The organism is Dechloromonas aromatica RCB, assembly GCF_000012425.1.
Genome location: NC_007298.1, coordinates 3,449,731 through 3,468,401 on the forward strand (window position 1 = coordinate 3,449,731; position 18,671 = coordinate 3,468,401).

Consider the following 18,671-nt stretch of genomic DNA (forward strand, 5'->3'; position numbering starts at 1 on the left):
GTATCAATACCGGCAAGCTATTGAACCAAAGTACAGTTGTTGTAAAAAAGCGTGAATAAACCCACGCTGGCGAGTTAAAAATTCACGCCATTGATATGTAGTGAGAGTTGCAACCGATCACGCAGACCGAGCTTCTCGAAGATGGCCGACATATGGGCCTTGACCGTCCGCTCGGTAATCGAAAGCTGCTCGGCAACCTCGCGGTTGCTGGCGCCACCGGCAACCAGTCGCGCTACCTGGACCTCCCGCTCGGAGAGCAGCATCGCCCAGTCCACCCGCGGCGGCCTTTCGGATTTCGTCGCCAGAGCCCGCGATGCCCCACCGACCAAACGCAGCAACAAGGACTGGCCAACCCACAAGCCCCCGTTCTCGACAACCAGCGCAACCTGACGCAGAACTTCGGGCGCTGCATTGGTATTGCAGCAGCCCGACGCCCCCAGGGCCAAGGCCTCCTCAACGACCGACTCGTCGGGTTCATCGGCCAACAGAACCACACGCTGCCCGGTTTCAAGACAAGGAAAGCGCAATACCGACGCCACAGATTCACTGGACCGGCATCGATACCAAAGAATTGCGGACTCACCAGCAGGAAAGCCAAAAACGTCTTCCCGGCGCATTGTCCGGGCTTGAGGAAAAGCGGCCAGCCAGCTCGGCAAAGGCACCGCTTCGCGATCAACAAAGTAATGATTCATCAGCGTTCCGTCAAAGCCACGCTCTTGGCCCTGAGGACTGGCTTGATCAGATAGGCCAGGACACTCTTCTTGCCCGTCAGAATATCGACCTCTGCCACCATGCCAGGAATAATCGGCAGGTTGGCATTGCCAAAACCGGGTTTGTTGGTCCGAACCCGCACGGTATAGAAGGCATTGCCCTTTTCGTCAATGACGCTGTCGGCGCCGATGTGTTCGAGCGTTCCATCCAGCCCGCCATAAATGGAGAAATCGTAGGCTGTGAACTTGACCATGGCCGGCTGCCCGGGCCGCAGGAAGGCGATATCGCGCGGCAACACCCTGGCTTCCAGCAATAGCGTGTCTTCCAATGGAACGATTTCGATCATGTCCTTGCCCGGCTGAACGACGCCACCGACGGTATTGACCAGCAGGCGCTTGACCGTGCCCTTGACCGGCGAACGAATCGACGACTGCTTGACCCGATCTGACAGCGCGACGCTGCCTTCTGCCAGGCTGTTCAGCTTGGCCATTGTTTCGGAAAGTTCCTTGCTGGCATCGTTGCGGAAGGTCAGCTCGACCTCCTCGATCTTGCGCTGGGCTTCATGAATCGAGGCCTGAACCCTGGAAATCTGGGCCGAGGCCATGTCACGCTCACCGCGGTAGCGCGAAACGTCGCGCTCAAGACGCAGCAACTCGACCTCGGAGACGGCTCCGGAGTTGATCAAGGGCTTGGTCACCGCCAGTTCCCTGGAGGTCAGGTCATAGCCTTGTGAAGCCTGCGATCTCTTGGCCTGGGCTTCGTTGAGTTCCTGCTGGCGCTGGGCGAGTTGCTGGCGGGCTATGGACACCGTGGCATTCAGCTCGTCGTTTCTCGCCTCGTAAAACTGACGTTCCTGCTGGACGATCGAAGGATCAGCCTTGAGCACTTCCGGCGGCGGCACAAACGGCTTGCCTTCAGAAATCGCCCGCAGGCGAGCCGCTTTGGCAACCAAACCCAGATACTGAGCCTGATTTTCCTTCACCGAGGAGACGAAACGCGTTTCATCGATCTTGATCAGCAACTGGTTGGGCTGAACGACCTCGCCTTCCTTGACCAGAATTTCTGAAACCAGCCCGCCGTCGATGCTCTGAAGAATCTGGATCTGGCGCGACGGAATCACCCGGCCTTCACCCCGGGTCACCTCGTCGAGCTGGGCAATGGCGGCCCAAAGCACAAACATGATGAATACGACGCTGATCGAGCGCAAAAGGACGCGTGCGCGCAACGGCTCCTGACGCAGCATCGCCAGATCGGCATCCGTCGCGAAATCAACCACTTCGACCTCTTCCCGGTTCGGCAATCTCCCGAGAACCTTTTCGACATGCGGCGCCGCGCGCAGGGCCACACTTTCCAACCAGGCATGGGTGGCATGAAGCGCTGTTTTAAGGCGACTCATGATGCTCTCCCGACACGACCACTCTGCAGCGCCTGAATGACCTGATCACGCGGACCATCGGCAACGATGCGGCCATCATCAACGACCATCACACGCGTCGCCAGATCGAGCAGGCTGTTGCGATGGGTAACGATCACGACGGTCTTGTGAGCCGCCATCAGCCGGAGTCGCTCCTTGAACTGCTGCTCTGAGGAGAAATCCATCGCGCTGGTCGGCTCGTCGAGCAGCAAAATCGGCGGGTCCATCAGGAAAGCCCGGGCAATCGCCACACCCTGCCGCTGACCACCGGAAAGCGAGTCGCCCCGCTCGCCGATCATCATGTCGAAACCATCCGGATGACGATTGACGAATTCGGTCAAGCCACCGGCCTCGGCAGCGGCCACGATGGCGGCGTCGTCGGCATAGGGCGCCCCGATGGCAATGTTTTCGCGCAAGGTGCCATAGAACAACGTCAAATCCTGGGCAACGTAGCCGATGTTGCGCCGCAGGTCAGCCGGGTCCAGTTGGCGAAGGTCGACGCCATCGATACTGACCGCCCCAGCGGTCGGCTGATACAAGCCCAGCAGCAGCTTCTGCAAGGTCGTCTTGCCAGACCCGACACGACCGATGACGACCACCTTGTCGCCGGCGTTGATCCGGCAACTGAGGCCTCGCAACGCGGCAATCTGGGAATTAGGATAGCTGAACTCGACATCGCGAAACTCGATTTCCCCCTTCAGCTCCGGGCGATGAACAAAGTTGGCGTCGGCCGGCCTTTCGACCGGGTTTTTCATGATCTGCTCAAGCGAGGTCAGCGCCACTTTGGCATTGTGATACTGCATCAGCAAGCCAACCATCTGCCCCAGTGGCGCCACGGCCCGCGAAGTGAGCATCGTGCAGGCAATCAGGCCGCCCATGCTCAGCTTGCCATCACCAATCAGATAGACGCCGGCAATGACGACAACGACGTTAACAATTTGTTGAATCTCCATGGCGCCATTGGTGGCGGCCGCCGAAAGGAAACGCATCTGGTTATTGACCCTGGCCACGAAGGCCACCGTCTTTTCCCACTTCGCCTGCATCACACCTTCGGCGCCTTGGGTCTTGATCGTTTCCAGCGCCGTCAGACTTTCGATCAGCGTGGCGTTCCGCTGGGCGGACGCCCGGTAAGTCGTCTCCGACAAGGCATGCATCTTGTGCTGCAGCACGTAGGCGTAGATAACCACGAACACGATGGCCAGCAATACGGGAATGATCAACTGCCAAGCAATGATCGCAATCACCAGCACGAACAACAAGGCGAAAGGCAGATCGATGAAGGCGGTAACCGAAGCCGAGGTAATGAAATCCCGTACCGACTCGAAAGAACGCAAATTGGATGAAAAGGCACCGACGGCAGCCGGCCTGGCCTCCATCCGGACACCAAGCACGCGCTCCATGATCTTGGCGGAAAGCTGCATATCGATCCGTGCGCTGGCCAGGTCGATGAAATAGCCGCGCAAGGAGCGCAGGACCATATCGATCCCGATGACCAGCATGATTCCGAGCGACAGCACCCAGAGCGTTTCAAATGCCCGATTGGGAACCACCCGGTCATACACATTCATCGTGAAGAGCGGCATGGCCAGGGCCACCAGATTGATCAGCATGGCTGCGCCGAGAACATCACGATAGACTGGCCACTGATCGGCCAGCGCACCCCAGAACCAGTGACGAAGTTTGACGTCGCCGACCTGAGGCGTACGACTGTCAAATCTGAAATGCGGCCGGGCAAATATGGCGATGCCCAGATAGCGGTCGGCCAACATCTCTCGCGACAACAGGACCGTCCCTTGGCCCGTCTCGGGAAACAGCAAGCGGGCCATCTGCCCGGAAGCATCCCACCCGAGAAGAACGCAGGCCTCCTCGTTTTTCAGCAGCAAAACCGCCGGCAGAAGCGCGTCATCAATACGATCCAGCGAGCGCCGGACAACCTTTGCCGAAAGCCCGGCACGACTGGCCGAACGCGCAAAGAGAGAAGGCGACAAGACGCCTTTCTCCAGGGGCAATCCCGAAATCAGCGCCGCCCGGGTACTCGGCCGCCCGTGAATGCGCGTCAGTTCGACCAGGCAATCCAACAGAGGGTCATGATGCAGGATATCTTCCCGCACCCCGGAGACACCGACGCCCACAGACCCACTCGAAACTTCGCTCATGCCACTCCCTGATTTTTGGCGATTCTAGCTTGGCTTGATAATTGCAGTTCAAAGAAATGTAAAAAGGCGGCCGAGACCGCCTTTTTCAGGAAAGCGCCCGGCCGATCAAGCGATCAGCGGAACGATCAGCAGGGCCACCAGATTGATGATCTTGATCAGCGGATTAACGGCCGGACCAGCCGTATCCTTATACGGATCGCCGACGGTATCCCCGGTCACGGCTGCCTTGTGGGCTTCCGATCCCTTGCCACCAAAATGACCGTCCTCGATGTACTTCTTGGCGTTATCCCACGCACCACCGCCGGTGGTCATCGAAATGGCGACGAACAAACCGGTGACGATAGTACCAACCAGCAGACCACCCAGCGCCTGAGGTCCAAGCACGAGACCAACAACGATCGGCACGGCCACCGGCAGGATGGACGGAATCATCATTTCCTTGATGGCCGCAACGGTCAGCATATCGACGGCACGGGAATAGTCCGGCTTGGCCGTCCCTTCCATGATGCCGGGGATTTCCTTGAACTGGCGGCGCACTTCCATGACCACGGCGCTGGCCGAACGACCCACTGCCTCCATCGCCATCGCACCGAACAGGTAAGGAATCAGGCCACCAATGAAGAGGCCGATGATCACCAGATGGTTCGACAGATCGAAGGTGAAGACCTTGCCGGATGCAGCCTCCAGACCGTGCGTGTAATCGGCGAACAGCACCAGCGCAGCCAGACCGGCGGAACCGATGGCATAGCCCTTGGTCACGGCCTTGGTCGTGTTGCCAACTGCATCGAGCGGATCGGTCACGTTGCGCACTTCCTTCGGCAATTCGGCCATTTCGGCGATACCACCGGCGTTGTCGGTGATCGGACCGTAGGCATCAAGCGCCACGACGATACCCGCCATCGACAGCATGGACGTTGCGGCAATGGCGATACCGAACAGACCACCCATCGCGAAGGCCGCATAGATTGCGGCGCAGACAGAGAGTACCGGCCAGGCACAAGCCTTCATCGAGACGCCGATACCGGCGATGATGTTGGTCGCGTGACCAGTCTGGCAGGACGAAGCCACATGCTTCACAGGTGCGTAGTCGGTGCCGGTGTAGTACTCGGTAATCCAGACCAACGCAGCGGTCAGCACCAGACCGACGACCGAGCAGCCGAACATCGTCATGGTATTGATCGTAGTGCCATCGGGCAGCGTGGCACCAGCCCCGATCAACCATGAGGTAATCGGGTAATAGGCTGCCAGCGCCAGCACCCCGGCAACAATCAAGCCGCGATAGAGGGCCGCCATGATCTTGCCGCCTTCGGTCGCCTTGACGAAATAGCAGCCGACGATGGAAGCGATGATTGAGACGCCGCCCAAGGCCAGCGGATAGAGCACCAGGTTTTCACCCAGACCAGGGACAGACTTGATGGTCAGCGCGGCCAGCACCATCGTGGCAACCACGGTCACTGCATAGGTTTCGAACAGGTCGGCCGCCATACCGGCGCAGTCACCGACGTTGTCGCCGACGTTATCGGCGATAACGGCCGGATTGCGCGGGTCGTCCTCAGGAATGCCGGCTTCGACCTTACCGACCAGGTCGGCACCGACGTCGGCGCCCTTGGTGAAGATACCGCCACCGAGTCGGGCAAAAATGGAGATCAGCGAGGAACCAAAGGCCAGACCAACCAGCGGCTCGATGATGTGGTGCAGGTCAGCCCCCGGCGCAGCGGTCGACTTCAGGAAAGCAAAGTAGCCGGCCACGCCGAGCAGGCCAAGGCCAACCACCAGCATACCGGTAATGGCGCCCCCCTTGAAAGCCACATCCAGCGCCGCAGCGATGCCACTGCGGGCAGCTTCAGCCGTCCGGACATTGGCGCGCACGGAGACATTCATGCCGATGAAGCCTGCCGCGCCGGACAGCACGGCACCAATCAGGAAGCCGAAAGCCGTCAGCCAACCGAGCTTGGGAATGAGCCCGATCACCAGGAAGAGAATGACGCCGACCATCGCGATGGTCTTGTACTGGCGGCTGAGATACGCTTCCGCCCCCTGCTGGATGGCTTTGGCGATCTCCTGCATACGCTCGTTGCCAGCGGGCAACGCGAGGATCTGACGACTGGAAATCCAGCCATACAGGACTGCCAACACGGCGCAACCAAGCGCCAGCAACAACGCTGTACTCATTACTCCCCCTCCTTGGTTAACAACGAAATCAAATGGTGAAAATCTCCAGCTTTTTGGCGACGGAAATATTCTTCAAGCGGATGTAATCCGGCAGACCGTTGCGATACGGCGGCGGCTCCTCGCCATCAATCAATGGCTGCAGGTAGGTCCGACACGCATCGGTGATATGGAAGCCATCCGGCGAGATGAACTCGGGCGGCATCTTGCGCTCGACGTTGGCGATCTCGGCCAGCGGCGCATCGCCGATTTGCCAGCGATACGGCGCATCGGCCAGACGCTCGATCGTTGCCATCACCGCATTCTTGCCCTGCAAGGCCAGATCAACGGCGGCAACACCCAGGGCATGCGCCTGATCCAGATCGGTTTTCGAGGCCAGATGACGGGCCGAGCGCTGCAGGTAATCGGCCAGCGCCCAGTGATACTTGTAACCCAGTTTGTCCTTGATCAATTGGGCCACCATCTGGCCGACGCCACCCAGTTGCGAGTGCCCGAAAGCATCCTTGGTCCCGGACTCGGCGATCAGATTGCCGGCCGCATCGGACAAGCCTTCCGAAACCGCAACGGTGCAGTAACCGTATTGCTTGACGCACTCATCGACGCGAACCAGGAAACGCTCCGGATCGAACGGCACCTCCGGGAAGAGCAGGATATGCGGCGGTTCGCCGGCATTTTCGGACGCCAGGCCGCAAGCGGCAGTGATCCAGCCGGCATGGCGGCCCATGACTTCCAGGACAAAAATCTTGGTCGAGGTTCGTGCCATCGAGGCCACATCGTAGCCGGCCTCGCGAATCGAAGTCGCCACGTACTTGGCGACCGAACCGAAGCCGGGGCAACAGTCGGTATGCGGCAGGTCGTTATCGACCGTTTTCGGTACGCCGACGCAGACGACCGGGTAACCCATTTTCTCGGCGATCTGCGACACCTTCCAGGCGGTATCCATGGAGTCGTTGCCGCCGTTGTAGAAGAAATAGCCGATGTCATGCGCCTTGAAGACCTCGATCAGGCGTTCGTATTGCGCCCGATGCTGCTCCAGGCTTTTCAGCTTGTATCGACAGGATCCGAATGCGCCGCCCGGCGTGTGCCGCAGGCGGGCGATGTCCTCGTCGGATTCGAGGCTGGTATCAATCAGGTCTTCCGTCAGCGCCCCGATGATGCCATCGCGCCCGGCGTAGACTTTCCCGATTTTCTCGGGATGCCGGCGTGCTTCCTGGATCAGGCCGCACGCCGTGGCGTTGATGACGGCGGTTACGCCCCCCGACTGCGCGTAGAAGGCATTTTTCGCCGCCATCTTTAGCTCCTTATTTCAGCGCTTCAAAAACGCTCTTGGTGATGTTGTCGACGCTACCGACGCCGGCCACCTTGCGCACCTTGGGGGCCTTGGCATCGCCTTCGGCCGCCCACTTGCCGTAGAAATCGACCAGCGGCTTGGTTTGCGAATGGTAGATTTCCAGACGTTTTTTGACGGTTTCTTCCTTATCGTCGTCACGTTGCACGAGCGGTTCGCCGGTCACGTCGTCGATGCCTTCAACCTTCGGCGGGTTGAACTTGACGTGATAGGTGCGCCCCGAAGCCAGGTGGGCACGGCGACCAGCCATGCGCTCGACGATGTCGCTGTCCGGCACGTCGATTTCGAGGACGAACTCGATCGGCACACCAGCATCCTTCATCGCCTGAGCCTGGGGAATGGTGCGCGGGAAGCCGTCGAACAGGTAACCGTTCTTGCAATCGTCCTGGGTCAGGCGATCCTTGACCATACCGATGATCACGGCATCCGGCACCAGGCCGCCTGCATCCATGTGCTTCTTGGCTTCGAGACCCAGCGCGGTGCCAGCCTTGACCTGGGCACGCAACATGTCGCCGGTGGAAATCTGCGGAATGCCAAACTGCTTGGAAATGAAAGTGGCTTGCGTTCCCTTGCCGGCGCCAGGTGCGCCCAACAGAATCAATTTCATGAAAAGTCCCTCGGTTTTGTCTAAGAAATTCTTGTTATCGGCTTCAATGCTGGCCGCTCTCTAGAAGCGGAAAATTACTCGCAATTATTGGCACGGTCAAACAGTTTGCGCATCCGCTCTGCGTCTTCGGGCGTATCGACGCCGGGCGCCGGGGCAGCGTCGATCAGCGTCACGCTGATCCGGTAGCCATGCCACAACGCACGCAGTTGTTCCAGCGACTCAAAATGCTCGGTGGGTGCCGGCATCAATCCGGCATAGGCCTTCAAAAAACTGGCCCGATAGGCATACAAGCCAACGTGGCGATAAGCCGGGAAGTTGGCCGGCAGGGTTTCGCCGCCGTCCTCTTTGGCAAAATGATCGCGGGCATAGGGAATCGGCGCCCGGGAAAAGTAGGCCGCATCGCCATCCGCCCGGCAAACCACCTTGACGACGTTCGGATTGAAAAAATCCGCCGCATCGGTAATCGGGTGGGCCACCGTCGCGATATCGGCACCGCTGGCCGCCAGCTGGCGCGCCGTCTGGATGATCACTTCCGGCTCGATCAGCGGCTCGTCGCCCTGCACATTGACGATGATGGTGTCACCGGCCCAGCCACGCTGCTCGACCACTTCAGCCAGACGGTCGGTCCCCGTGGCGTGGTCGCTGCGCGTCATCAGGGCGGCAACTTCGTGCGCTTCTGCTGCGGCACGAACCTCCAGGTGATCAGTCGCCACCCAGATTTCGTCCGCCCCCGACAGTCGCGCCCGCTCAGCCACCCGGACAACCATCGGCTTACCGCCGAGATCGAGCAACGGCTTGGCCGGCAAACGGGTCGATGCGTAACGCGCCGGAATGACGACCTTGAAAGCCAGACCGGACATTACTGCCCGTCCGCCGTCAGCTGGCGCGCTTCATCCTCGAGCATGATGGGAATATCGTCACGGATCGGGAAAGCCAGCTTGCAAGGCTTGCAGACCAGCTCCTTCTCAGCCTTGCGGTGTTCGAGATTGCCCTTGCAAATCGGGCAGACGAGAATATCAAGCAACCTGGCGTCCACGAAGTTTCTCCACGATTAAATCAATCAGGGCCGGCGAAAGCTCGGCCTGGACAGGCAAAACCCAGGTTTCACCCGCCGTCATTCCTGCACATTTTACTGCATCCTTCTCGGTCATCAGCAGGATGCCGTCTTTGGCAAATGCCAGATCGGCCGCAACATAGCGATGATGATCCGGAAACGGACGGGTTTCGCACGACAACCCCAAGGATTCCAGCGTCCGGAAGAAGCGCTCCGGATTGCCAATACCGGCCAGCGCATAAAGCCGCCCCCGGTCACGCAGACTCTCGGCAGAAGCTGACTGGCCAGCAACATCGACGCGATAGAACAAGCCGGGCTTGAGACTCATCTCAAAGCTCGGCGTCGCAGTCGGCAGGAGGGTTTCCGGCTGGCCGTTGCAAATGACTGCATCGGCGCTCGCCAGCCGCGACACCGGCTCACGCAATGGCCCGACCGGCAGCCGCCAGCCATTGCCGGCACCACGGACATCAAAGACGACAAGTTCGACGTCCCGCGCCAGGGCGTAATGCTGCAAACCGTCGTCGCAGAGCAAGACATTCACTTCCGGGTGGGCAGCCAGCAAGGCCTCGCCGGCAACTGCCCGATGGCGTCCAACCCAGACGGGAACCCCGCTGCGCCGGGCGAGCAACAAGGGCTCGTCGCCAACTTCCTCCGGTCGCGATTGTGCGGAAACCGTCCTGACCTCATCCCCGGAACGGCCATAGCCACGGCTGACAATGCCCGGTCGCCAGCCACGATCGCGCAACTGACGAGCCAGCCACAGGGTCAGCGGTGTCTTGCCCGCCCCACCGACGATGATGTTGCCCACCACGATGACCGGCACCGGCAAGTGTTTGGGTTTGGCCAACAGGCGATTGAGCGCACTCAAGCCGGCATACAGCCAGGCAAGCGGCAGCAAAAGCCACAACGCCGGCTGACGCCGGCGTTGATCGAACCACTGTCGCTGTAGCCAGCGCGCCAGCATCAGCGATTCTGGGTGGCGAAGGAAATATGTGGATAACCGGCCGTCTGCGCCGCCTGCATCACGTCGACCACGCTTTGATGCGTGGCCTTGGCGTCGGCATTGATGACGATCAGCGGATCCTCACGGCTACCGGCAGCCCGGCGCAAGCCATCAGCGATGCTCTTGACGTCGGTGGTGGCCAAAGGCGATTTATTGACCAGGACCTGACCACTGGCGGTCACGGCGACATCGACCTCGTTCGGCTGCTCGGCCTGCTTGCTGGCATCGGCCGTCGGCAGGTTGATTTCCAGCCCGGAGAACTTGGCGTAAGTGGTGGTCAGCATCAGGAAGATGATGATGACCAGTAACACGTCGATCATCGGGATCAGGTTGATTTCCGGCTCTTCCCGGCTACGGCCGCGCTGAAAATTCATGACTTACTTCCGGTCGCCGTGCATGTACTCGACGAGGCGAACGGCTTGCTGCTCCATCTCGACCACAAAGCCGTCGGCCAGCGCCCGGAAATGCCGCCAGGCAATCAGGCTGGGAATGGCGATGACCAGACCGAAGCCGGTGTTGTACAGCGCAACGGAAATACCGTGGGCCAGTTGCATCGGGTTAGCGCCGCTCGGCGACTGCGAACCGAAAATCTCGATCATCCCGACCACGGTGCCGAACAGACCCATCAGCGGGCTGATCGAGGCGATGGTACCGAGTGTCGTCAGATAACGATTCAGCTCATGGGAAACTGCGGAACCGGCTTCCTCGATCGACTCCTTCATGATCTCGCGGGTCGAATTGACGTTGCGCAAACCGGCAGAAAGGACACGACCGAGCGGTGAGTGGCCTTCGAGCTCTTCCAGTAGCTTGTCGTTATTGGCGCCACGCTTGAACTCGCCAACCGCACGCTGCAGCAGACCGTGCGGCACCACTTTGGAGCGGCGCAAGGCAACCACGCGCTCAATAATCAGCGCCACGGAAATAATCGAAGCCAGTAACAAGGGCCAGATGGGCCAACCGGCCGCCTTTACGATTTCAATCACTTGTCAGATTCCTTGGTGGAAATTTAGCCCGCAATTTTGCCCTGCCCTCCGCCACAGAGCAAGCGACGAAATAGCGCCCTTGCCGCGGCTTATCCCCAAAAGCTGTGGATAAGTCTGTGAATCAGTTGTCATTAACGATGCTAAACCCTACCCCTCAAAGGACTTTTCCTGCTCTGCCAAAATACAAGGCACTTAGTTTGCGCCTTTTAAAATCATATACTTAAGAAAATTTCACCCTGTCAACAAGGGACATATCTTTTCGGCTGCAGGTTACAATCCGACCATGCCAGCGCCCACCTCACCTGTCAGTAACACAGTCCTCAGCGTCGCCAGTCTCAACCGCCTGGTAAGGGACTGTCTGGAATCGGCTTTTCCACTGACCTGGGTCGGTGGCGAGATTTCCAACCTGACCTATGCCTCGTCCGGACACGTCTATTTTTCGCTGAAGGACAGCAGCGCCCAAGTCCGCTGCGTGATATGGCGGAGTAGAGCCCAGTTGCTGGGCTGGCGCCTGGAAAATGGCCAGAAGATTGAAGCACGGGCGCTGGTTTCTTTTTACGAACCGCGCGGCGAATTCCAGCTCAACATCGAAGCCGTCCGCCGGGCCGGCCAGGGCGATCTTTTCGAGCGCTTCCTGCGCCTGAAGGCACAGCTCGAAGCAGAGGGCCTGTTCGCCCCCGAAAGCAAACGCCCGATTGCCCCGTTTCCCCGGCACATTGCGATTGTCAGCAGCCTGCAGGCCGCCGCGTTGCGCGATGTATTGACCACCCTGCATCGACGGGCGCCCCACCTGCGGATCACCATCTTCCCCAGCCTCGTCCAGGGCGAAGGCGCCAGTCAAAAAATAGCCGAAGCCCTCGGCCAGGCCAGTGCCAGCGACTGCGATACGATCATCCTGTGCCGTGGCGGCGGCAGCATCGAAGATCTGTGGGCTTTCAACGAAGAGTGTGTTGCCCGCGCCATTCGCGCTTCAGCCATTCCAGTGATTGCCGGCGTTGGTCACGAAACCGACTTTACGATTGCTGATTTCGCTGCCGATTTGCGCGCCCCGACACCAACGGCTGCCGCCGAGCTGGTCAGTCCCGACCGCGATAGCCTGCTCACCCGCCTCAGCCAACTTGAAGGCCAACTCCAGCGACGGGTGGAGCGTGGGCTGGCCGATCAGCAACAGCGTATTGACTGGCTGGGTAGCCGGCTGGTTCACCCGGCTGAACGGATTCGCCTGCGCCAGCAGGAAAACGAGGCGCTCAGCCAGCGCCTGCAACGCGCCCTGCTCCGCCAGATGGATCACGCCCGTCTGCAGCTGACCACCCTCGGCCAGCGCCAGGCGACGGCACGGCCGCGCCCTGAGTTGCTGGCCAGAACATTGGAACACTTGCGCCATCGACTGGGCAAACAGACCCAATGGGCACTTTCTCAACATTCCGGGAAACTTAATTCGCTGTCCAGCAGTCTCAAGCAACTGGATCCGCATGCGGTACTGACCCGGGGTTATGCGCTGGCGATTGGCCCTGATGGCCGAGCCATCCGCAATGCCTCAGCACTAACGCCCGGCGACGCCCTCAAACTCAGCTTTGCTCAAGGCACGGCGACCGCGACCGTCAATCAGGTTGTGGCGATGCCCGAAGCTGACTAGAATTTTCGTTTCACCCCTTAAATACAACGGAGAATATACATGGAACATCAACTGCCCCAGCTGCCGTACGCCAAGGATGCCCTCGCCCCGCACATGTCGGCCGAGACCTTCGATTACCACTACAGCAAGCACCATCAGGCTTATGTCACCAACCTGAACAACCTGATCAAGGGTACCGAGTACGAAAACCTCGACCTCGAAGCCATCGTCAAGAAGGCACCGGCTGGTGGCGTTTATAACAACGCAGCCCAGGTCTGGAACCACAGCTTCTTCTGGAACTGCATGAAGCCGAACGGCGGCGGCGCTCCGGCTGGCACGCTGGCTGCTGCCATCAATGCCAAGTGGGGCTCGCTGGATGCCTTCAAGACTGCCTTCCAGACCTCTGCGGTCGGCAACTTCGGTTCCGGCTGGACCTGGCTGGTCAAGAAGGCCGACGGCTCCCTCGACATCGTCAACATGGGCGCCGCCGGCACCCCGCTGACCACCGGCGACAAGGCCCTGCTCTGCGTCGACGTCTGGGAACACGCCTACTACATCGACTACCGCAACATGCGTCCGAAGTTTGTCGAAACCTTCCTGGCCTCGCTGGTCAACTGGTCCTTCGTCGAAGCCAACTTCGCCTGATTCCTGCTGCTGTTATTTCAGGACAAAAAGGGAGCTAGCAGCTCCCTTTTTCATGGACGCAGATTCATCCGGACGGACAATCAATCGATCATTGCGGACTGTCAGGTCCCGCAATCAAAAATGGCTGCTGGTAAACATGAGTAGCCGTCGAGTGATTAAAAATAGCGCGCTCAGCACTAATCCCATCGCTGCTGATAGGAGAAGGTCGGAAGCTTCCAGCTCAAACGTAGCGCCAGCATGCGAAATCCGAAGCCGAGAATGAAGCACATCATCGTATTGAGGTTGGCATCCAAGTCCAGCGACCTCAACGCGAGAAATAGGGCGCAAACAAAGAGTGACACGCTGGCATAAAGCTCCCGGCAAAATACGACGGGCACCTGGTTGCACAGCACATCGCGCAAAACGCCTCCGCATATCCCCGTCAGCATGCCGGCCATGATGACTACTACCGTCGGGTATTCAAGTTGCAGGGCCACATTGCAACCAATCAGCGAGAAGGCGACCAACCCGAGTGCATCCAGCATCAGAAAGACGTTTTTCAGGTGGTGCATGAACTTGGCAAGCAAGGTCGTGGCCAAACCAGCCAGGGTCACCAGATACACGTATTCGGGATGCTGCGTCCAACCAATCGGGTAATTGCCAAGAACGACATCCCTGATGGTTCCGCCTCCCAGAGCGGTGACAAAGGCGATCACGGCCACCCCGAAGAAATCCATGTTGCGACGTCCTGCTGCCAGGGCACCGGACATCGCTTCGGCGGTGATGGCAACCAGATAAATGACCAGTAACAAGTTGAATTGCTTGATAGCGAGAGGCTGAAAAACGTGGGCGAGACTATCGAACATCAGGAGAGACTCCGTCAAAAATCGGAAGACTCGAATTGAGTGCTTCCGTGACGCCTCTCCCCCTGTCCTTTTACCTGAGAGTTTCGGCTCAACAAGAGCCTGCCCCTTCGGTGAGTTGCCGAGCGCCAAGACGCTCTCAACTTCTCTCCAGCCGGCGAATCATTTCTGCAGTTCGGTATGCCTGAGCGATTATGGGAGTTTGCGCCTTCGGCGGAGTGTGTAAATCCACGACTCTCTCTCCTGCAGATGTTTTGATTATCCTGACAGCGATGACTGCCTGTCAATCAGGGGTGGCGCGTACGCATCAATATCTCCGGGTGAAAGACACAGTCCGCCAAGCGTCACCATCCGCCGTACCCTCGAACTGCCGAGAAACACGGTTTTACACCCGGGAAAACCGGATAATGGTGGCCAATCCGTTTTGAACGCTATTTTTGGAATTCCCGCATGGAAATCAAGGTCAATTTTCTCGACAAGCTGCGTCTTGAGGCCAAGTTCGATGACTTCACGGTCATCGCCGACCAGCCCATCCGCTACAAGGGCGATGGCTCGGCGCCGGGGCCGTTCGATTACTTTCTGGCTTCGTCGGCCTTGTGTGCGGCTTACTTCGTGAAGTTGTACTGCGACACGCGCAACATTCCGACCGAGCATATCCGCCTGTCGCAGAACAATATCGTCGATCCCGAAAACCGCTACCAGCAGATTTTCAAGATCCAGGTCGAGTTGCCGGCAGATATTTCCGCCAAGGACCGGCAGGGCATTCTGCGCTCCATCGACCGCTGTACCGTGAAAAAGGTGGTGCAAACCGGTCCGGAGTTCGTGATCGAGGAGGTCGAGAATCTCGATGCCGATGCGCAGGCCTTGCTGACGCTGAATCCGGATTCGGAAGCCAGCACCTATATCGCCGGCAAGGACCTGCCGCTGGAACAAACCATCGCCAACATGTCCGGCATTTTGGCCGGCCTCGGCATGAAGATCGAAATCGCGTCGTGGCGCAATCTGGTGCCCAATGTGTGGTCGCTACATATCCGCGATGCGCATTCGCCGATGTGCTTCACCAATGGCAAGGGCGCGACCAAGGAAAGCGCGCTGGCCTCGGCCTTGGGCGAATTCATCGAGCGGATGAATTGCAACCATTTCTACAACGACCAGTTTTGGGGCGAAGACATTGGCAACGCGCCCTTCGTGCATTACCCGCACGAACGCTGGTTCAAGCCGGGCAAGAAGGACGCGCTACCGAAGGGCCTGCTCGACGACTACTGCCTGGAAATCTATAACCCGGACAGCGAGTTGCGCGGCTCGCATCTCTATGACACCAATTCCGGCAATACCGAACGCGGCATCTGTGCGCTGCCTTACGTGCGGCAGTCGGACGGCGAGACGGTGTATTTCCCGACCAACCTGATCGACAATCTGTTCCTCAGCAACGGCATGAGCGCCGGCAACACGCTGGCCGAGGCGCAGGTGCAGTGCCTGTCGGAAATTTTCGAGCGCGCCGTCAAGCGGGAAATCCTCGAAGGCGAAATCGCGCTGCCGGATGTGCCGTCCGACGTACTGGCGAAATACCCCGGCATCCTGGCCGGCATTGCCGAGCTGGAAAACCAGGGCTTCCCGGTGCTGGTCAAGGATGCGTCGCTGGGCGGCGAATTCCCGGTGATGTGCGTCACCCTGATGAACCCGCGCACCGGCGGCGTCTTCGCCTCCTTCGGCGCGCACCCGAGCCTGGAAGTCGCGCTCGAACGCAGCCTGACCGAGTTGCTGCAGGGACGCAGCTTCGAAGGCCTGAACGACTTGCCCCGGCCGACCTTTGAAAGCAATGCCGTCACCGAGCCGAACAACTTTGTCGAACACTTCATCGACTCCAGTGGCGTGGTGTCGTGGCGCTTTTTCAGCGCCAAAGCCGATTACGATTTTGTCGAATGGGATTTCTCCGGCCACGGTGAAGAATCCAATGCCGAGGAAGCCGCCGCCCTGTTCGGCATTCTCGAAGACATGGGCAAGGAAGTGTACATGGCGGTCTATGACCAGCTTGGCGCCACCGCCTGTCGCATCCTGGTGCCGGGTTATTCGGAAATCTACCCAATCGAGGATTTGATCTGGGATAACACCAACAAGGCGCTGGCCTTCCGCGCCGATATCCTGAACCTGCACCGTCTCGATGATGCGGCCCTCGAAGCATTGCTGGAACGCCTAGAAGACAGTGAGCTGGATGATTACACCGACATCATCACCTTGATCGGTGTCGAGTTTGACGAGAATACGGACTGGGGTCAGCTGACGATCCTCGAGTTGAAGCTGCTGATCAACCTCGCCCTGCAGGATTTTGAGGCCGCCAAGGAACAGGTCGAGGCCTACCTGCAGTACAACGAAAACACCGTCGAGCGCGGCCTGTTCTACCAGGCGCTCAACGTGGTGCTGGAAGTGCTGCTCGACGACGAACTGGAACTGGAAGATTACGAGGCCAACTTCCGCCGCATGTTCGGCCACCCGCGGATGGATGCGGTGCTCGGCTCAGTGGACGGCAGCGTGCGCTTCTACGGCCTGACGCCAACGAGCCTGAAACTGGAAGGGCTAGCCAGGCACCAGCGCCTGATCGATAGCTACCAAAAACTACACACGGCACGGGCCAAGGTGGCGGCATCATCCAGTTAGGGGTCGAGGCATGGCCGAGTAGCGGGGGATGGGAAGGCCTCACAGACTTGTCACCAGCTTGGCATCCGGCACGCCGATCGCTGCAATTTCACCCCCCAAAACCGCCCGCTTGTGCCAGCATTGATTTGACGGGTATTGCCCGGCCCGGTCGGGGCAAAAGGAGTGGACATGGAAATCTGGATTCTGGTGGCGCTGATCTTGGGCTGTGGCGTTCTGGCCATGGCCGAGATGGCCGTCGGGGCAAGCCGCATCTCCCATCTCGCCATGCGGGCCGAGCAGGGTTCGGCGGCGGCATCTGCGGTGCTGGGGTTTCGCCAGCACGCCAGCCGCCTGCTGGCCACGACCCAGTTGGGCATCACTGCGTTGGCCATGCTGTCCGGGGTTTATGGCGAAGCGCTATGGGTGCCGCGCCTGCAGGCGTGGCTTTCCGGCCTGCTTCCCCTGGCCGACGGGCCGGCCTACGGCATCGCGCTGGGCATCGTCGTCACCGTCATCACCTTCTTCTCGATTGTTTTCGGCGAGGTCATCCCGAAGCGTCTCGCGCTGTCCCATCCGGAAGCGCTGGCCGAAGCGCTGGCCGGGCTGATCTCCGTGCTACTCCGGCTGGCCCACCCCTTGGTGCTGGTCGTCTCGCGGACGGCGGACTGGATACTGGCCCTCTTTCCGAGCAAGGGCTCGGCCGAGGCGACGGCCGCCGATGAAATCCGCTTCCTGATCGAAGCTGGCCGCAAGGACGGAAACCTCGACCAGACGGAGAGCGAAATCCTGGGCAACGTCTTTCGACTCGACAACCGGCGGGTCGCCGGGATCATGACACCGGCGGCCGCCATCGCCTGCCTGGACCTCAGCATCAGCCGCGAAGAGAACCTGAAGACCTTGCAGGAACGGGCAGTTTCCCGTTTTCTGGTGTGCAAGGGCGGGATCGCCAATGCCCTGGGGTTTGTCGAAAGTCGCGAGCTGCTGCAGGTCCTGCTTAACGGCAAGGACCTGGATTTCGGCAAGCTGTCGCCTAATCCGCCGCACTACGTGCCGGGCACGCTATCGCTGATCGGTCTGCTCGAATTCTTCAAGGCCAACCAGACGCAAACGGCACTGGTCGCCAACGAATTCGGGGCGACCGAAGGGCTGGTCACGCTTTCCGACCTGATGGGCACCGTGGTCGGCGATGTGCTGTCGGGTGCGGTCGAGTCGCCGCTGGCCATCCAGCGTGGCGACGGCAGCTGGCTGCTCGACGGGCTGCTGGCCATCGACGAGATGAAGGAGCTGCTCGGCATCAAGGAATTGCCCGAGGAGGATCTGGGCAACTTCCATACAGTCGGCGGCTTCGTGATCGTTCATCTCGGCCGGATTCCGAAAAAGACGGAAGCTTTCGACTGGGGTGACTGGCACTTCGAGATCATGGACATGGAAAAGAACCGGGTCGACGAAGTACTGGCCACGCGCGTCACCGCATTGCCCAGCTAAACGCA

At 59.6% G+C, this 18,671-nt stretch carries 16 protein-coding genes and 1 riboswitch; of the genes, 4 read left to right on the forward strand and 12 right to left on the reverse strand.

The window, feature by feature from the left end:
- Positions 1 to 74 precede the first annotated feature (74 nt).
- The 11 genes from DARO_RS16365 to DARO_RS16415 all read right to left on the reverse strand — a co-directional run bounded on the left by DARO_RS16365 (position 75) and on the right by DARO_RS16415 (position 11,445).
- A complete protein-coding gene (locus tag DARO_RS16365; RefSeq protein ID WP_011288926.1) occupies positions 75 to 692 on the reverse strand; it encodes a response regulator transcription factor in 618 nt (205 codons plus the stop codon).
- Positions 692 to 2,107, reverse strand: a complete 1,416-nt coding sequence (locus DARO_RS16370) for an HlyD family type I secretion periplasmic adaptor subunit (RefSeq protein WP_011288927.1) — start codon at positions 2,105 to 2,107, stop codon at positions 692 to 694. Before DARO_RS16370 ends, DARO_RS16365 begins: the two co-directional genes overlap by 1 nt.
- Positions 2,104 to 4,281 (reverse strand): type I secretion system permease/ATPase, encoded by a 2,178-nt coding sequence (locus tag DARO_RS16375; RefSeq protein WP_011288928.1) that lies wholly within the window; start codon positions 4,279 to 4,281, stop codon positions 2,104 to 2,106. The genes DARO_RS16370 and DARO_RS16375 overlap by 4 nt, the downstream gene beginning before the upstream one ends.
- A 105-nt stretch (positions 4,282 to 4,386) precedes the next feature.
- On the reverse strand, positions 4,387 to 6,453 hold the full coding sequence (locus DARO_RS16380) for a sodium-translocating pyrophosphatase (protein WP_011288929.1): 2,067 nt from the start codon (positions 6,451 to 6,453) through the stop codon (positions 4,387 to 4,389).
- Between the two features lie 28 nt (positions 6,454 to 6,481).
- A complete protein-coding gene (locus DARO_RS16385; RefSeq protein WP_011288930.1) occupies positions 6,482 to 7,741 on the reverse strand; it encodes a 6-phosphofructokinase in 1,260 nt (419 codons plus the stop codon).
- A 10-nt stretch (positions 7,742 to 7,751) separates the two neighbouring features.
- On the reverse strand, positions 7,752 to 8,405 hold the full coding sequence (gene adk, locus DARO_RS16390; protein ID WP_011288931.1) for an adenylate kinase: 654 nt from the start codon (positions 8,403 to 8,405) through the stop codon (positions 7,752 to 7,754).
- Positions 8,406 to 8,479: 74 nt separating this feature from the next.
- Positions 8,480 to 9,265 carry a 3-deoxy-manno-octulosonate cytidylyltransferase gene (gene kdsB / locus DARO_RS16395; RefSeq protein WP_011288932.1) on the reverse strand — a complete coding sequence of 262 codons (786 nt, stop codon included), beginning with the start codon at positions 9,263 to 9,265 and terminating at the stop codon, positions 8,480 to 8,482.
- Positions 9,265 to 9,441, reverse strand: a complete 177-nt coding sequence (locus DARO_RS16400; RefSeq protein WP_011288933.1) for a Trm112 family protein — start codon at positions 9,439 to 9,441, stop codon at positions 9,265 to 9,267. The genes kdsB and DARO_RS16400 overlap by 1 nt, the downstream gene beginning before the upstream one ends.
- A complete protein-coding gene (gene lpxK / locus DARO_RS16405; RefSeq protein ID WP_011288934.1) occupies positions 9,422 to 10,423 on the reverse strand; it encodes a tetraacyldisaccharide 4'-kinase in 1,002 nt (333 codons plus the stop codon). Before lpxK ends, DARO_RS16400 begins: the two co-directional genes overlap by 20 nt.
- Positions 10,423 to 10,836: an ExbD/TolR family protein gene (locus DARO_RS16410; RefSeq protein WP_011288935.1), complete on the reverse strand. Its 414-nt coding sequence runs from the start codon at positions 10,834 to 10,836 to the stop codon at positions 10,423 to 10,425. The genes lpxK and DARO_RS16410 overlap by 1 nt, the downstream gene beginning before the upstream one ends.
- A 3-nt stretch (positions 10,837 to 10,839) precedes the next feature.
- Positions 10,840 to 11,445, reverse strand: coding sequence for a MotA/TolQ/ExbB proton channel family protein (locus DARO_RS16415; protein WP_011288936.1), 606 nt, complete (start codon positions 11,443 to 11,445; stop codon positions 10,840 to 10,842).
- 283 nt (positions 11,446 to 11,728) lie between these two features.
- Between DARO_RS16415 and xseA the strand changes: the two genes are divergently transcribed.
- Both xseA and DARO_RS16425 read left to right on the forward strand, forming a co-directional pair.
- A complete protein-coding gene (gene xseA, locus DARO_RS16420) occupies positions 11,729 to 13,081 on the forward strand; it encodes an exodeoxyribonuclease VII large subunit (RefSeq protein WP_011288937.1) in 1,353 nt (450 codons plus the stop codon).
- 39 nt (positions 13,082 to 13,120) lie between these two features.
- Positions 13,121 to 13,705, forward strand: coding sequence for a Fe-Mn family superoxide dismutase (locus DARO_RS16425; protein WP_011288938.1), 585 nt, complete (start codon positions 13,121 to 13,123; stop codon positions 13,703 to 13,705).
- Between the two features lie 176 nt (positions 13,706 to 13,881).
- Here the strand turns inward: DARO_RS16425 and DARO_RS16430 are convergent, their stop codons facing one another.
- Positions 13,882 to 14,679, reverse strand: a complete 798-nt coding sequence (locus tag DARO_RS16430; RefSeq protein WP_497462989.1) for a trimeric intracellular cation channel family protein — start codon at positions 14,677 to 14,679, stop codon at positions 13,882 to 13,884.
- Positions 14,680 to 14,708: 29 nt separating this feature from the next.
- Positions 14,709 to 14,803: riboswitch (glycine riboswitch) on the reverse strand.
- Between the two features lie 194 nt (positions 14,804 to 14,997).
- On the opposite strand from DARO_RS16430, the gene DARO_RS16435 reads away from it, so the two are divergent.
- Positions 14,998 to 17,202, forward strand: coding sequence for an OsmC domain/YcaO domain-containing protein (locus tag DARO_RS16435; protein ID WP_011288940.1), 2,205 nt, complete (start codon positions 14,998 to 15,000; stop codon positions 17,200 to 17,202).
- A 168-nt stretch (positions 17,203 to 17,370) separates the two neighbouring features.
- Positions 17,371 to 18,666, forward strand: coding sequence for a hemolysin family protein (locus DARO_RS16440; protein WP_011288941.1), 1,296 nt, complete (start codon positions 17,371 to 17,373; stop codon positions 18,664 to 18,666).
- The last annotated feature ends 5 nt before the right edge of the window (positions 18,667 to 18,671 follow it).

Excerpts from the sequence above, each read along its gene's own strand:
- DARO_RS16440 (WP_011288941.1), top strand. The coding sequence starts at position 17,371 with ATGGAAATCTGGATTCTGGTGGCGCTGATCTTGGGCTGTGGCGTTCTG.
- DARO_RS16375 (WP_011288928.1), bottom strand. The coding sequence starts at position 4,281 with ATGAGCGAAGTTTCGAGTGGGTCTGTGGGCGTCGGTGTCTCCGGGGTG.
- DARO_RS16425 (WP_011288938.1), top strand. The coding sequence starts at position 13,121 with ATGGAACATCAACTGCCCCAGCTGCCGTACGCCAAGGATGCCCTCGCC.
- xseA (WP_011288937.1), top strand. The coding sequence starts at position 11,729 with ATGCCAGCGCCCACCTCACCTGTCAGTAACACAGTCCTCAGCGTCGCC.
- adk (WP_011288931.1), bottom strand. The coding sequence starts at position 8,405 with ATGAAATTGATTCTGTTGGGCGCACCTGGCGCCGGCAAGGGAACGCAA.
- DARO_RS16410 (WP_011288935.1), bottom strand. The coding sequence starts at position 10,836 with ATGAATTTTCAGCGCGGCCGTAGCCGGGAAGAGCCGGAAATCAACCTG.
- DARO_RS16380 (WP_011288929.1), bottom strand. The coding sequence starts at position 6,453 with ATGAGTACAGCGTTGTTGCTGGCGCTTGGTTGCGCCGTGTTGGCAGTC.
- DARO_RS16385 (WP_011288930.1), bottom strand. The coding sequence starts at position 7,741 with ATGGCGGCGAAAAATGCCTTCTACGCGCAGTCGGGGGGCGTAACCGCC.
- DARO_RS16365 (WP_011288926.1), bottom strand. The coding sequence starts at position 692 with ATGAATCATTACTTTGTTGATCGCGAAGCGGTGCCTTTGCCGAGCTGG.
- kdsB (WP_011288932.1), bottom strand. The coding sequence starts at position 9,265 with ATGTCCGGTCTGGCTTTCAAGGTCGTCATTCCGGCGCGTTACGCATCG.
- lpxK (WP_011288934.1), bottom strand. The coding sequence starts at position 10,423 with ATGCTGGCGCGCTGGCTACAGCGACAGTGGTTCGATCAACGCCGGCGT.
- DARO_RS16370 (WP_011288927.1), bottom strand. The coding sequence starts at position 2,107 with ATGAGTCGCCTTAAAACAGCGCTTCATGCCACCCATGCCTGGTTGGAA.
- DARO_RS16435 (WP_011288940.1), top strand. The coding sequence starts at position 14,998 with ATGGAAATCAAGGTCAATTTTCTCGACAAGCTGCGTCTTGAGGCCAAG.